This is a genomic window from Pseudomonas danubii (assembly GCF_042980055.1).
In the GTDB taxonomy this organism is placed as follows: Bacteria; Pseudomonadota; Gammaproteobacteria; order Pseudomonadales; family Pseudomonadaceae; genus Aquipseudomonas; species Aquipseudomonas danubii.
This window is the reverse complement of sequence record NZ_CP116502.1, coordinates 6,022,297-6,036,832: the sequence shown is the minus strand read 5'-3', so window position 1 is coordinate 6,036,832 and position 14,536 is coordinate 6,022,297. Positions and strand designations below refer to the sequence as shown.

The 14,536-nt window shown below is 61.1% G+C and carries 12 protein-coding genes; 10 read left to right on the top strand and 2 right to left on the bottom strand.

The features are described from left to right. The first annotated feature begins 82 nt into the window (after positions 1 to 82). From pap to PFZ56_RS27000, 3 genes are all read left to right on the top strand, one after another. Positions 83 to 1,606, top strand: coding sequence for a polyphosphate:AMP phosphotransferase (pap, locus tag PFZ56_RS27010; protein WP_102880486.1), 1,524 nt, complete (start codon positions 83 to 85; stop codon positions 1,604 to 1,606). Positions 1,607 to 1,709: 103 nt separating this feature from the next. After that, positions 1,710 to 2,894 carry a thiolase family protein gene (locus PFZ56_RS27005; RefSeq protein ID WP_110594616.1) on the top strand — a complete coding sequence of 395 codons (1,185 nt, stop codon included), beginning with the start codon at positions 1,710 to 1,712 and terminating at the stop codon, positions 2,892 to 2,894. Positions 2,895 to 3,056: 162 nt separating this feature from the next. Beyond that, on the top strand, positions 3,057 to 4,016 hold the full coding sequence (locus PFZ56_RS27000) for a DMT family transporter (RefSeq protein ID WP_300242911.1): 960 nt from the start codon (positions 3,057 to 3,059) through the stop codon (positions 4,014 to 4,016). A 72-nt stretch (positions 4,017 to 4,088) separates the two neighbouring features. Here PFZ56_RS27000 and PFZ56_RS26995 read toward each other — a convergent pair whose 3' ends face one another. Beyond that, a complete protein-coding gene (locus PFZ56_RS26995) occupies positions 4,089 to 5,483 on the bottom strand; it encodes a class II fumarate hydratase (protein WP_102860835.1) in 1,395 nt (464 codons plus the stop codon). A gap of 193 nt (positions 5,484 to 5,676) precedes the next feature. On the opposite strand from PFZ56_RS26995, the gene PFZ56_RS26990 reads away from it, so the two are divergent. The 7 genes from PFZ56_RS26990 to PFZ56_RS26960 all read left to right on the top strand — a co-directional run bounded on the left by PFZ56_RS26990 (position 5,677) and on the right by PFZ56_RS26960 (position 13,499). After that, positions 5,677 to 6,192: a DUF2059 domain-containing protein gene (locus PFZ56_RS26990; protein WP_102860836.1), complete on the top strand. Its 516-nt coding sequence runs from the start codon at positions 5,677 to 5,679 to the stop codon at positions 6,190 to 6,192. Between the two features lie 12 nt (positions 6,193 to 6,204). Next, positions 6,205 to 6,504 carry a BolA family transcriptional regulator gene (locus tag PFZ56_RS26985; RefSeq protein WP_102860837.1) on the top strand — a complete coding sequence of 100 codons (300 nt, stop codon included), beginning with the start codon at positions 6,205 to 6,207 and terminating at the stop codon, positions 6,502 to 6,504. Positions 6,505 to 6,608: 104 nt separating this feature from the next. Continuing rightward, entirely contained in the window at positions 6,609 to 7,550 is a 942-nt protein-coding gene (locus PFZ56_RS26980) for a rhodanese-related sulfurtransferase (protein ID WP_102880484.1), read from the top strand. A gap of 36 nt (positions 7,551 to 7,586) precedes the next feature. Beyond that, positions 7,587 to 8,189 (top strand): DsbA family protein, encoded by a 603-nt coding sequence (locus PFZ56_RS26975; RefSeq protein WP_170003873.1) that lies wholly within the window; start codon positions 7,587 to 7,589, stop codon positions 8,187 to 8,189. Then, positions 8,182 to 10,002 (top strand): ABC transporter ATP-binding protein, encoded by a 1,821-nt coding sequence (locus tag PFZ56_RS26970; RefSeq protein WP_170003869.1) that lies wholly within the window; start codon positions 8,182 to 8,184, stop codon positions 10,000 to 10,002. The genes PFZ56_RS26975 and PFZ56_RS26970 overlap by 8 nt, the downstream gene beginning before the upstream one ends. A 207-nt stretch (positions 10,003 to 10,209) precedes the next feature. Further along, positions 10,210 to 12,669 carry an EAL domain-containing protein gene (locus PFZ56_RS26965; RefSeq protein WP_102860841.1) on the top strand — a complete coding sequence of 820 codons (2,460 nt, stop codon included), beginning with the start codon at positions 10,210 to 10,212 and terminating at the stop codon, positions 12,667 to 12,669. Positions 12,670 to 12,746: 77 nt separating this feature from the next. Further along, entirely contained in the window at positions 12,747 to 13,499 is a 753-nt protein-coding gene (locus tag PFZ56_RS26960; protein ID WP_222933806.1) for a TenA family transcriptional regulator, read from the top strand. 100 nt (positions 13,500 to 13,599) lie between these two features. Here the strand turns inward: PFZ56_RS26960 and PFZ56_RS26955 are convergent, their stop codons facing one another. After that, the gene (locus PFZ56_RS26955; RefSeq protein ID WP_170003867.1) at positions 13,600 to 14,526 is read right to left on the bottom strand and encodes a GGDEF domain-containing protein; all 927 of its coding nucleotides are present in this window, start codon (positions 14,524 to 14,526) and stop codon (positions 13,600 to 13,602) included. Between the last annotated feature and the right edge of the window lie 10 nt (positions 14,527 to 14,536).

Below are 14,536 nucleotides of genomic sequence, written 5' to 3'. Positions count from 1 at the left end.
AGCCGCGGCGGGTTCAGGGATTTGTTTTCCTTGGCGCAGGTCCATCCGCTAGTCTTGGACAATTCTTGGAAGGGAGCCACCCATGTTCGAATCCGCTGAAATCGGTCACGCCATCGACAAAGAAACCTACGATGCCGAGGTGCCGGCCCTGCGCGAGGCCTTGCTCGAAGCCCAGTTCGAGCTACGCCAGAAGGCCAAGTTTCCAGTGATAGTGCTGATCAATGGTGTCGAGGGCGCGGGCAAGGGCGAGACGGTCAAGCTGCTCAACGAATGGATGGACCCGCGGCTGATCGAGGTGCGCACCTTCGACCAGCAGACCGACGAGGAACTGTCCCGGCCACCGGCCTGGCGTTACTGGCGGATGCTTCCGGCCAAGGGGCGCATGGGGGTGTTTTTCGGCAACTGGTACAGCCAGATGCTCCAGGGGCGGGTGCATGGCGAGATCAAGGACCCGCGCCTGGACCAGGCAATCAATGGCGCCGAACGCCTGGAAAAGATGCTCTGCGATGAAGGCGCGCTGATCTTCAAGTTCTGGTTTCACCTGTCCAAGAAACAGATGAAGGACCGCCTCAAGTCCTTGCAGGATGACCCGCTGCACAGCTGGCGCATCAGCCCGCTGGACTGGCAGCAGTCGCAAACCTACGACAAGTTCGTCAAGTACGGCGAGCGGGTGTTGCGCCGCACCAGTCGTGACTACGCGCCCTGGCATGTGATCGAGGGCGTCGATCCGCATTACCGCAGCCTCACTGTGGGCCGGATTCTGTTGGAAGGATTGCAGAATGCCTTGAGCCGTCAGCCATTGAAGTCGACCCAGGTCAACGCCGCGCCGTTGCCGACAGCGGTGGATCAACTGAGTCTGCTGGACAGCCTGGACATGACCCAGCACCTGGACAAGGACGACTACGAGGAACAGTTGATTACCGAGCAGGCGCGTCTGGCCGGTTTGCTGCGGGACAAACGCATGCGCAAGCATGCCCTGGTGGCAGTGTTCGAAGGCAACGACGCGGCCGGCAAGGGCGGCGCCATTCGCCGCGTCGCGGCGGCGCTCGACCCGCGCCAGTACAGCATCGTGCCGATTGCCGCGCCCACTGAAGATGAGCGGGCGCAGCCTTACCTCTGGCGTTTCTGGCGGCATATTCCGGCGCGCGGCAAGTTCACCATCTTCGACCGTTCCTGGTACGGCCGGGTGCTGGTGGAGCGGGTCGAGGGCTTCTGTCAGCCCACTGACTGGCTGCGGGCCTACAGCGAGATCAACGACTTCGAAGAGCAGTTGGCCGATGCCCGGGTGATCGTGGTGAAGTTCTGGCTGGCCATCGACAAGGACACCCAACTGGAGCGCTTCCAGGCACGAGAGGCGATTCCCTTCAAGCGCTTCAAGATCACCGAGGACGATTGGCGCAACCGCGACAAGTGGGGTGACTATCGCGCCGCTGTCGGCGACATGGTGGACCGGACCAGCACCGAAGTGGCGCCCTGGACGCTGGTGGAGGCCAACGACAAGCGCTGGGCACGGGTCAAGGTCCTGCGCACCATCAACCGGGCCCTGGAGACCGCGTTCGAGCGTTCCGACAAGCACGACAAGAAACAGAAGAAGGACAAGAAGTAGACCGATGGTCGCGCATACGCCCAGTGAATGATTGTCGCGGTGGGCGAGGAGGGGGATCTATGCTCGATGCTCTTTCCTGCCGCCAACAACAGTGAGGTGCGTCATGCGTGAAGTGGTGATCGTCGACAGCGTACGGACTGGCCTGGCCAAGTCCTTTCGCGGCAAGTTCAACCAGACCCGTCCGGATGACATGGCCGCTCACTGCGTCAATGCGCTGCTCGCCCGCAACGGCATCGACCCGGCCAGTGTCGAGGACTGCATCGTCGGCGCCGGCTCCAATGAAGGCGCCCAGGGTTTCAATATCGGTCGCAACGTTGCCGTGCTCTCGGCTCTGGGCACTGGCACCGCGGGCATGACCCTCAACCGGTTCTGTTCTTCAGGCCTGCAGGCGATCGCCATCGCCGCCAACCAGATCGCCTCCGGCTGCAGCGACATCATCGTCGCCGGTGGCGTCGAGTCCATCAGCCTGACCATGAAGAGCGTCAATACCGACAACCTGATCAACCCGCTGCTCAAGGAGCAGGTGCCGGGCATCTACTTCCCCATGGGCCAGACCGCCGAAGTGGTCGCCCGGCGCTACAACGTCAGCCGCGAGGCCCAGGACCTCTACTCCCTGCAAAGCCAGCAACGTACCGCCCAGGCCCAGGCTGATGGCCTGTTCAGCGACGAGATCGTGCCGATGACGGTCAAGTACAAGGTCGAGGACAAGAACACCGGACAGGTGCAGATGGTTGACGGTGTGGTGGATCGTGACGACTGCAACCGCCCCGACACCACTCTGGAGAATCTCGCGGCGCTCAAGCCGGTGTTTGCCGAGGATGGTTCGGTCACCGCGGGCAACTCTTCGCAGCTGTCCGATGGTGCCTCGATGACCCTGGTGATGAGCCTGGAGCGGGCCCTGGCCCTGGGACTCAAGCCCAAGGCGTTCTTCCGCGGCTTTACCGTGGCCGGCTGCGAGCCTGATGAAATGGGTATCGGCCCGGTGTTCTCGGTGCCCAAGCTGCTCAAGGCCAAGGGGCTGACGGTGGATGACATCGACCTGTGGGAACTCAATGAGGCCTTTGCGTCTCAGTGCCTGTATGCCCGCGACCGGCTGGAGATCGATAACGCCAAGTACAACGTCAATGGTGGCTCGATTGCCATTGGCCATCCGTTTGGCATGACCGGTTCCCGTCAGGTGGGGCATCTGGTGCGTGAGTTGCAGCGGCGCAAGCTGCGGTATGGCATCGTCACCATGTGCGTGGGGGGCGGCATGGGCGCCACCGGGTTGTTTGAGGCAGTCCGTTAGCTTTGTAGTGCATCACCGACCAAGCCGGCCCCTATGGGGGACGGCTTGTGCTGTTTACGACCGGCACAATCGTGTTTGCGCTTTGCTGCCAACTGTCTCTGTGTCGGCCCCTGGCCCGGGCCTAGAATGTGGACCTTGCTCGTCAGGCTTTGTGGGGTTCGCATGCATGTCTCGTCCGGTCGTTGGGTTTATGGCTTGTTCCTCGCCTTATTGACCGCGTTGTTGTGGGGCATCCTGCCCATCAAGCTCAAGCAAGTGCTGCTGGTGATGGACCCGGTGACCGTGACCTGGTTTCGCCTGCTGGTGTCCGGCGGCTGTCTGTTTTTCTATCTGGCGGCGGTGGGGCGTTTGCCGCGCTGGCGCGCGCTCGGTCCCAAGGGTGTGTGGCTGGTGCCGATTTCGGTCTTGGGGCTGGTGGGCAACTATGTGTTGTACCTGATGGGCCTGAACCTGCTGAGCCCGGGCACGGCGCAACTGGTGGTGCAGATGGGCCCGATCCTGTTGCTGATCGCCAGTGTCTTTGTGTTCAAGGAGCGCTTCAGTCTGGGGCAGGGCCTGGGACTGCTGGTGCTGTTGCTCGGTTTCGGGCTGTTCTTCAATCAGCGCCTGACCGAGCTGCTGACCTCCCTGAGTGACTACACCGCTGGAGTTCTGACCATTCTCGCGGCTTCGGCGGTCTGGACTTTTTATGCCCTGGGCCAGAAGCAATTGTTGAGCGTGTGGAATTCCTTGCAGGTGATGATGGTGATCTACCTGTTCTGTGCCTTGCTTCTGACGCCTTGGGCGCATCCGCTGGAAGCCTTGGAACTGAGCCCGTTGCAGGGCTGGCTGTTGTTGGCCTGTTGCCTGAATACCCTGATCGCCTATGGCGCCTTTGCCGAAGCCCTGGCCCATTGGGAGGCGTCGCGGGTCAGTGCGACCCTGGCGATCACGCCCCTGGTGACCTTTGTCGCGGTGGCCTGGGCGGCCTGGCTCTGGCCAGAGTATGTGCACGCCGAACAGATCAATGGCCTGGGTTATGGCGGGGCGCTGCTGGTGGTACTGGGGTCGGCCTTGACGGCGTTGGGGCCGTCGCTGATGGCGGGGTTGCGCGCCCGACGGCAGCGGATCGCTGCGGGGTGAGTTTCGCTGGCAAGCCAGCTCCTACAGAAGGGTGGCGGTAGGAGCTGGCTTGCCAGCGAAAAAGACGCTGCGCTAACCCTGTTTTCCAGCCTCCAGCATGTTTTCCGGTCGCACCCAGGCATCGAACTGCTCATCCGTCAGGTACCCCAAGGCCAACGCCGCTTCCCTGAGGGTCAGGTTCTCGGCATAGGCCTTCTTGGCGATTTCGGCGGACTTGTCGTAGCCGATGTGGGGATTGAGCGCGGTCACCAGCATCAGGCCTCGTTCCAGGTGCTCGGCCATCTGCTGGGGATCGGGCTCCAGCCCGGCGATGCAGTGCTGCTGGAAGTTGCTGCAGCCATCGGCCAGCAGGCGGATCGATTGCAGCAGGTTGTGAATGATCACCGGCTTGAATACGTTCAGTTGCAGATGGCCCTGGCTGGCGGCAAAGCCGATTGCCACGTCGTTGCCCATCACCTGGCAAGCCAGCATCGATAGGGCTTCGCATTGGGTTGGGTTGACCTTGCCGGGCATGATCGAGCTACCCGGTTCGTTGGCCGGCAGCTTGACCTCCGCCAGTCCCGCCCGCGGGCCAGAGCCCAGCAGGCGCAGGTCGTTGGCGATTTTCATCAGGCACACGGCGAGGGTTTTCAGCGCGCCGGACAGTGTGGTCAGCGGCTCGTGGCCGGCCAGGGCGGCGAATTTGTTGGGGGCGGTGACGAAGGGCAGGCCGGAAAGGGCGGCCAGTTCGGCGGCGATGGCTTCACCAAAACCGTGGGGCGAGTTCAATCCGGTGCCCACGGCGGTACCGCCTTGGGCCAGCTCGCACACCGCAGGCAAGGCGCTGCGGATGGCTCGTTCGGCGTATCCGAGTTGGGCGATAAAGGCAGAGATTTCCTGGCCAAAGGTGATCGGGGTGGCATCCATCATGTGGGTGCGGCCGGTTTTCACCAGCTTCATGTGCCGGGCCGACAGCTCGGCCAGGCCACCGGACAGTTCGCTGATCGCTGGCAGCAACTGGAACTGCACGGCCTGGGCTGCTGCGATGTGCATGGCGGTCGGGAAGCAGTCGTTGGAGCTTTGCGAGCGGTTGACGTGATCGTTGGGGTGTACCGGGGACTTGCCGCCGCGCGGGTTGCCCGCCAGTTCGTTGGCCCGGCCGGCCAGCACCTCATTGACGTTCATGTTGCTCTGGGTGCCGCTGCCGGTCTGCCACACCACCAGGGGAAACTGGTCGTCATGCTCGCCGGCCAGCACTTCGTCGGCGGCCTGTTCGATCAGCCGGGCAATGTCGGCGGGCAGGTCGCCGTTGCGATTGTTGACTCGGGCGGCGGCTTTCTTGATCAGGGCCAGGGCATGCAGCACGGATAGAGGCATGCGCTCGTTGCCGATGGCGAAATTGACCAGCGAACGTTGGGTCTGTGCGCCCCAATAGGCTTGTTCCGGGACTTCAACCTGGCCCAGGCTGTCGGTTTCGATTCGATTCATCGTGGCATTCCTCCAAGTCTGACTGGCCAGTTTAGGCCCTGATCTGCGGCTCGGGTTCCGTGGAAGGGGTTTTCCGCCCGCCGCCCGGGCAAAACCAGGGGGCGCCAGGGGGTGGGGTTGAGGGACGCGGATTAATAGGCGCAGAATGGGCGCCCTTGGGGTTCTACCTCGCTTGCTAGATAAAGGAAACTCGATGACCCGTTTTCGTGCCATCTGTACCGCGGTTGTTCTGGTGTGTGCCAGCGGCCAGGTTCTTGCCGATACCGCCAGCCACAACGCCAGTGCCGAGGCCTTCCTGACCCTGGCCCATGCGGACAAGCTCGGTACGCCGGTGTACATGCAAGTCCAGCAAATGTTTGCCCAGCGTTTTGAGCAGACCAAAGCCCCGGAATCCAAACGCGCCCTGCTGGAAACCTACCAGGCCAAGGCCAACGCGGCCCTGGACCAGGCCATTGGCTGGAACAAGCTGAAGCCGGACATGGTCAAGCTCTACACCAGCAATTTCAGCGAGTCCGAGCTCAAGGAGCTGGTAGCGTTCTACCGGTCGCCACTGGGCAAGAAAGTCCTGGAAAAAATGCCTCAGCTGACTCAGCAATCGGCGCAGATGACCCAGGCCAAGCTGGAAAGCGCGGTACCGGTGGTGAACAAGCTGCTGGCCGACATGACCGCCGAGCTCGAGCCTAAGGCTGCTCCGGCGAAGAAGAAGTAAGCGGAGCCTGCAATGACCATGCAACAACGTATCGAAACGGCGCTCGGGGCCTTGCAGCCCGAGCACCTGCAAGTGCTGGATGAAAGCCACATGCACAGCCGTGGCCTGGAAACTCACTTCAAGGCGGTACTGGTCAGCGAGCAGTTCGCCGGCCTCAACAGCGTCAAGCGTCATCAGAAGGTCTACGCCACCCTGGGTGAGCTGATGGGCCAGTTCCATGCGTTGGCGCTGCACACTTACACACCCGAGGAATGGTCGAAGATCGGTGTGGCTCCGGCTTCGCCGACCTGCGCCGGAGGCAGTAAGCATTAATCGCGGTTTTTTTGATAGAATCCGCAACGCGCCGCTTATGCCGGCGCGTTTTTTTTTGCATCCGGTTCACCCTTTACGAGGGTAGCCACCTGGAGAGATTTCCCATGACACAACCCATTGTCGTGGCGGCACTGTACAAGTTCGTCACCCTCGAAGATTACGTCAGCCTGCGCGAGCCCCTGCTGCAGGCCATGCTCGACAACGGCATCAAGGGCACCCTGCTGATCGCCGAAGAAGGCATCAATGGCACGGTATCTGGCAGTCGTGAAGGCATCGACGGGCTGCTGGCCTGGCTGAAGAACGATCCACGCATGGTGGATATCGATCACAAAGAGTCGTATTGCGACGAGCAGCCGTTCTATCGCACCAAGGTCAAGCTCAAGAAAGAGATCGTCACCCTGGGTGTGCCCGGCGTGGACCCCAACAAGAAGGTCGGGACTTACGTCGAGCCTCAGGACTGGAACGCCCTGATCAGCGATCCCGAAGTGCTGCTGATCGACACCCGTAACGACTACGAAGTGTCCATCGGCACTTTCGAAGGCGCCATCGACCCCAAGACCACCAGCTTCCGCGAGTTTCCGGACTACATCAAAGCCCACTTCGACCCGAGCAAGCACAAGAAAGTGGCGATGTTCTGCACCGGTGGCATCCGTTGCGAGAAGGCGTCGAGCTACATGCTCAGTGAAGGCTTCGACGAGGTGTTCCACCTCAAGGGCGGGATCCTCAAGTACCTCGAAGAGGTACCGCAGCAAGAGAGCAAATGGCAGGGCGACTGTTTTGTATTCGATAACCGGGTCACTGTGCGCCACGACCTGAGCGAAGGCGACTACGATCAATGTCATGCCTGCCGTACTCCGGTGAGCGTCGAGGATCGGGCTTCCGAGCACTATGTGCCGGGCATCAGTTGCCCTCATTGCTGGGACAAGCTGAGCGAGAAGACTCGCCGCAGCGCCATCGATCGGCAGAAACAGATTGAGTTGGCCAAGGCCCGCAACCTGCCGCACCCGATTGGTTACAACTACAAGCAATCACCTTCCGAGGCTTGAGCCATGTCTGCCCGCCTGCTCTATGTGATGGACCCGATGTGTTCATGGTGCTGGGGCTTTGCGCCCGTGGCCCAGGCCCTGGCGGAGCAGGCCCAGGCCGCCGGAGTCGAGTTGCATCTGGTGGTGGGCGGCTTGCGCACCGGCAGCGGGGCGGCACTGGAGCCCAATACCCGGCGCTACATCCTTGAACACTGGCAGGCGGTGCATCAGGCCACCGGCCAGCCGTTCACCTTCGAGGGTGCCTTGCCCGATGGCTTTGTCTATGACACCGAGCCGGCTTGTCGCGCCATCGTCACTGCTCGCAGCCTGGCTCCGGACTGTGCCTGGAAACTGTTGGGGTTGATCCAGCGGGCGTTCTATGTCGAAGGCCGCGATGTCACCCTGGCCAGTGTGCTGGTGGAGTTGGCGGAGCAGGCCGGGGTTCCGCGGATCGAGTTCGCCGAAGCCTTCGATCGCGCCGAGCAGCATGCCGCCACGGCGGCGGATTTCACTTGGGTCCAGGACCTGGGGATTGCCGGATTTCCCACCTTGCTGGCGGAACGCAACGGCCAGTTGGCCTTGCTGACCAACGGCTATCAGCCGCTGAGCGAGTTGTCGCCGTTGCTGGGACGCTGGTTGGAGCGCGCCGCCTGTGCCTGATTCAGTCGATTCAAGCACCACCGGTAAAACCGTAGATCGTTTGAGCTGGGGGGAAATCCGTCGCCTGGCCCTGCAACATAGAAAGTCGCTGTGGATTGCCAATGGGGTGGCCGTGCTGGCGACCCTGTGCAGTGTGCCGATTCCGCTGTTGCTGCCGTTGCTGGTGGACGAGGTGCTGCTGGGCCATGGCGATGGCGCATTGCAAGTGATGAACCGCCTATTGCCCGATGGTTGGCAAACTGCGGCGGGCTATATCGGGTTGATGCTGTTGATCACCCTGATCCTGCGTTGCTCCGCCCTGGTGTTCAACGTGGTCCAGGCGCGGCTGTTTGCTGGTTTGGCCAAGGACATCGTCTATCGGATCCGTGTGCGCCTGATCGAACGGCTCAAGCGCATTTCCCTGGGGGAGTACGAAAGCCTGGGGGGAGGCACGGTCACTACGCACCTGGTCACCGACCTGGACACGGTGGACAAGTTTGTCGGTGAAACCCTGAGCCGATTCCTGGTGGCCATGCTGACCCTGGTGGGCACGGCCGGCATTCTGATGTGGATGCAGTGGAAGCTGGCGCTGCTGATTCTGCTGTTCAATCCGTTGGTGATTTTTGCCACGGTGCAACTGGGCAAGCGGGTCAAGCACCTGAAGAAGCTGGAAAATGACAGCACTTCGCGTTTCACCCAGGCCCTGACCGAGACCCTGGAGGCGATCCAGGAGATCCGCGCCAGCAACCGCCAGGGCTACTTTCTTGGACGCCTGGGCCAGCGTGCCGAGGAGGTTCGGGACTACGCCGTGGCCTCGCAGTGGAAAAGCGACGCCTCGGGCCGGGCCAGCGGTTTGCTGTTCCAGTTCGGTATCGACATTTTTCGTGCGGCGGCGATGCTCACAGTGCTGTTCTCCGACCTGTCCATCGGCCAGATGCTGGCGGTGTTCAGCTACCTGTGGTTCATGATCGGCCCGGTGGAGCAGTTGCTGAACCTGCAATACGCCTATTACGCCGCCGGCGGGGCCCTGACTCGGATCAACGAGTTGCTGGCGCGGGCCGATGAACCGCAGTACAGCGGTGGCGTGGATCCGTTCCAGGGGCGCGAAACCGTTGGCATCGAGGTCCGCGGCCTGAGCTTCGGCTACGGCGATGAGCGGGTGCTGGACAACATGAATCTGTCGATCGCGCCTGGTGAGAAGGTGGCCATTGTCGGTGCCAGTGGTGGGGGCAAGAGCACCCTGGTGCAGCTGTTGCTGGGGCTGTATACGCCGCAGACCGGGGTGATCCGCTTTGGCGGTGCCACTCAGCAGGAAATCGGCCTGGAAACGGTACGGGATCACGTCGCCGTGGTGCTGCAGCATCCTGCCTTGTTCAACGATACGATTCGCGCCAACCTGACCATGGGCCGTGAGCGCAGTGATAGCGCTTGCTGGCAGGCCCTGGAAATTGCACAGCTCGAACCCACCGTCAGGGCGCTGCCCCAGGGCCTGGACAGTGTGGTCGGGCGCTCAGGTGTGCGCCTTTCCGGTGGGCAACGCCAGCGCCTGGCTATTGCGCGGATGGTACTGGCCGAACCCAAGGTGGTGATTCTTGATGAAGCCACGTCCGCTCTGGACGCAGCCACCGAGTACAACCTGCATCAAGCCTTGACGCGTTTTCTGCGTGGGCGGACTACGCTGATCATTGCTCATCGCCTGTCGGCGGTTAAACAGGCTGACCGGGTTTTGGTGTTCGATGGCGGGCAGATCGCCGAAGATGGCGACCATCAGCAGCTGATTGCTGATGGCGGCCTTTATGCCAAGCTATACGGGCATTTGCAGCAGGTTCGATAGTCTTGAGTTTTGTCCGGGTTTCTGTGTTTAGTGCTTGAATTTCCTGGTGGAATAACCGCTTCGGCTTGAGAGAGCGGCCGTTTCCCCGTGAAGGTTCGCCCCGGACGCTGCCCAGCCTGCGTCGGAGCTATGGAAATTCGCCTAATCTGTGCTGTCTGAGTCGGGACTACTGGGTGTTCATTTGGCAGTGCGCAAGCAAGGACCCTCATGAAGCAAAAGCGGACTTTCGCAACGCCGCGGTTGTTGGGCATCGTCTGGCCCTTTATCGCCGTGGTGTTATTTCAAGCGCTGTTGGGCGGCCTCAGCCTGTATGTCCTGTCGGCAGTGCGTGGCTATGTTGCCGGTGAGAGCTTGTGGTCCAAAGGCCAGAAAGACGCCATCTACTACCTCAATCTGTACGCCGACAGCCGCGACGAAGGCACCTTCCTCAAGTACCAGAACGCCATAGCCGTACCCCAGGGCGGGCATGAGCTGCGGGTGGCCCTGGATAGCCAGCCGCCGGATCTTGAGGCGGCGCGCCTGGGGATTCTCAAGGGCGGCAATCACCCGGATGACGTTCCTAGCCTGATCTGGCTGTACCTCAACTTCCGCCATTTCAGCTATCTGGAAAAGGCCATCGATTTGTGGACCGTGGGCGACGGCTACCTGCTGCAGCTCGATACGGTAGCCCGAGAGATGCACAAGGGGATCGGCAGCAACAGTGCCAGCGAAGCCGACGTGCAACGTTGGAAGAGTCAGATCTTTGCCATCAACGATGGAGTCACGCCGGCGGCCAAGGCCTTCAGCGATGCCTTGGGGGAAGGCTCGCGGGTGATCCTGCGCCTCTTGCTGGTGACCAACCTGGCCACAGCGCTGATCCTGATTGCCCTGGCCTTGCTGCGTACCCACAAGCTGCTGGCCCAGCGGCATGCCTTTGCCGACGCGTTGCAACTGGAGAAGGAGCGCGCGCAGATCACCTTGCAGTCCATTGGTGACGGGGTGATCACCACGGATGTCGAGGGCGCTATTGCCTATATGAACCCGGCGGCGGAAGAACTGACTCGCTGGAAGGCCGAGCAAGCGGTGGGCTTGCCCCTGGCGGCGTTGTTCAATCTCTTGGACGAAAACGCCCAGGCCGACGGCTTCACTCTGATCGAACACATCCTCAGTGGCCAGCTCAGTGGCGGCAGCGAGCATTCCAAGCTGATCCAGCGCCTGGATGGCAGTACGGTGTCGGTGACCCTGGTGGGCGCGCCGATCCGCAATGCCGGGAAGGTCAGTGGCACGGTACTGGTGTTGCACGATATGACCCAGGAGCGGCAGTACATCGCCAATCTGTCCTGGCAGGCGACCCACGATGCCTTGACCGGCCTGGCCAATCGCCGGGAGTTCGAATTCCGCCTGGAGCAGGCGTTGCACGGCTTGATCCGCCAGCCCGCCAGGCATGCGCTGATGTTTCTGGACCTGGACCAGTTCAAGCTGGTCAACGACACCTGTGGCCATGCGGCTGGGGATGAGTTGCTGCGGCACATCTGCGCGTTGCTGCAGTCGGGGCTGCGCGAAGGTGACACCCTGGCGCGATTGGGCGGGGACGAGTTCGGGATTCTTCTGGAGAACTGCTCGCCGGAGGCGGCGGAGAAGATTGCCGAAGGGCTGCGTCAGACTGTGCAGAACTTGCATTTTGTCTGGAAGGGCCGGCCATTCGTGACCACCGTGAGCATTGGGCTGGTGCATATCGCCCAGACTCCCACCACGCTTGAGGCGTCGTTGCGGGCAGCGGATATGGCCTGTTACATGGCAAAGGAGAAAGGTCGCAATCGGGTGCAGGTCTATCATGCCGACGATTCAGAACTGTCCCTGCGATTTGGCGAGATGGCCTGGGTTCAGCGGCTGCACATGGCCCTCGAGGAAAACCGCTTCTGCCTCTATTCCCAGGAAATCACCGCCCTAGGTCGTACCGAGCATGATGGTGGGCACATCGAGATTCTTCTGCGCCTGCACGACGAGGCTGGCCGGATGATCCTGCCGGACAGCTTCATTCCGGCGGCGGAGCGTTACGGCCTGATGACCTCCCTGGACCGCTGGGTGGTACAGAACGTATTCAAGATCATCGCCCAGTGCATTGCCGAGGGCCGGGAAGGGCCAATGGCGATGTGTGCGATCAATCTGTCGGGTACCACCATTGGCGACGACGAGTTTCTCGACTTCCTGCGAGAGCAGTTCGTTGTCTATGGCGTACCGCCGAAGATGATCTGTTTTGAAATTACTGAAACCAGTGCAATTGCCAATTTGGGCAGTGCGATCCGTTTTATAAATGAACTCAAGGGTTTGGGCTGCCATTTTTCCCTAGATGACTTTTGTGCGGGAATGTCGTCGTTCGCTTATCTCAAACATTTGCCTGTAGACTTCCTCAAGATCGATGGAAGTTTCGTAAAGGATATGCTGGACGACCCGATTAACCGCGCCATGGTCGAGGTGATCAACCACATCGGGCATGTCATGGGTAAGCGCACGATTGCCGAGTTTGTTGAAACACCGCAGATCGAGCAGGCCCTGCTTGAGATCGGCGTGGATTATGCTCAAGGCTACATTGTTGAACGTCCGCAACTGTTCACCTGTGACAGCTTGCAGTGTCGACCCGTGCGGCCACAGCCGCTGTTGTTCAAGGCGCCCGGCACGTTCCGTTGAAACCTCTTTTGGATCCGCATATCACAATCAAAAGGAGCCCGACAGTGATCGACACATTCAACCGAACCGGCCCGCTCATGGAAGCTGCCAGCTACCCCGCCTGGACTCAGCAATTGATCCGGGACTGCAGCGAGAGCAAGCGCCGTGTGGTGGAGCATGAGCTGTATCAGCGCATGCGTGACAACAAACTCAGTGCCAAAGTCATGCGTCAGTACCTGATCGGCGGCTGGCCTGTGGTTGAACAGTTCGCCCTGTATATGGCGCAGAACCTGACCAAGACCCGTTTTGCCCGTCACCCTGGCGAAGACATGGCGCGTCGCTGGCTGATGCGCAACATTCGGGTCGAACTCAATCATGCCGATTACTGGGTGCATTGGAGTCGGGCCCATGGTGTGACCCTGGAGGATTTGCAAGCCCAGCAAGTGCCACCGGAGCTGCATGCCTTGAGTCACTGGTGCTGGCACACCAGTTCGGCGGATTCGCTGATCGTGGCGATCGCTGCAACCAATTACGCCATTGAAGGGGCGACGGGCGAATGGTCGGCCCTGGTCTGTTCCAGCGGCGTCTATGCCGCTGCGTTCCCGGAAGAAGACCGCAAGCGCGCCATGAAGTGGCTGAAGATGCATGCCCAGTACGATGATGCTCATCCCTGGGAAGCCCTGGAAATTATCGTCACGCTGGCGGGTTTGAATCCGAGCAAGGCCCTGCAAGTTGAGCTGCGCCAGGCCATCTGCAAGAGCTATGACTATATGTACCTGTTCCTGGAGCGCTGCATGCAGCAGGAAAAAACCACAGTGACTCGCGAGCGCCTAGCGCTGGCTGAAGGGTAAGTCGGGCGGGGGCTTTACGGGCAGGTCGATTGTCATGGGCAAGGGTTGCCTGAGGCAGTGGAGTTGCCCGTGATTGATATACAAGTGCGAGGCCTGCTACCTAGCCCGCCATTGCCAGCCGATTGCGTCCTTCCCGCTTGGCCACGTACAGCGCGCTATCGGCGCGGCGCAACAGGCTCTCTGCGGACTCACCCGGCAACAGGGTCGAGCAGCCCAGGCTGACGGTGAGTTCGATCAGTTTGCCTTCAGCCTGGTATTCCTGGGCTTGGGCGGCATTTCTCAGCCGTTCGCCCACCATCGCCGCTGCGTCGCGCCCGGTGTTGGAGAGCAGGATCAGGAATTCTTCCCCGCCAAAGCGAAAGACCATGTCCACATTGCGCAGTTGCCCCTTGATCGAGGCGGCAACGGCCTTGAGCACTTCGTCGCCAGTGCTGTGGCCGTAGCTGTCGTTGATGCGCTTGAAGTGGTCGATGTCCAGCATCAGCAGTGACAGTGGGAGTGAGTGGCGGCGAGCCATCTCGATTTCCCGTTGCAGGGTTTGGTCCATGGCAATCCGGTTGCCGGTATCGGTCAACGGATCGCGCAGGGCGCTGCGGGTTGCGGCGCGATACAGCAAAGCGTTGCGCATCGGGTACAGCAGGGTTGAGAGCAACGACTCCAGGTGACCCTGTTCGGTCTCGCTGAAGCGTTGGCTGCGGCGGAACACCAGCTCGCCCATGGACTCGCCTTCGTGGCTCAGGTTGTAGCTGATGGAGTGGTGACCGCGCTGGCCGAACTCCAGGCGCAGATCGCTGAGGGGGTGCTGGTAATGGAGGGCGTCGAGGGGGACCAGGCGTTGCACTTCGCGAAAGAACAGGCCGAGGATGCGTTGCGGCTCAAGGCTGGTTTGCAGTTGCAGTCCCAGTTGTTGGCGCAATTGTCCGAGGCTGACGGGCTGTTTGATCAGCGGTGTCTGTTGGCCAAAGCCCAGGCGTTGCAATTTGGCGCTATCGAAGTCAATTGCGTTGGTCTGGGTCGGTGTTTTCATTTGAGCTTGA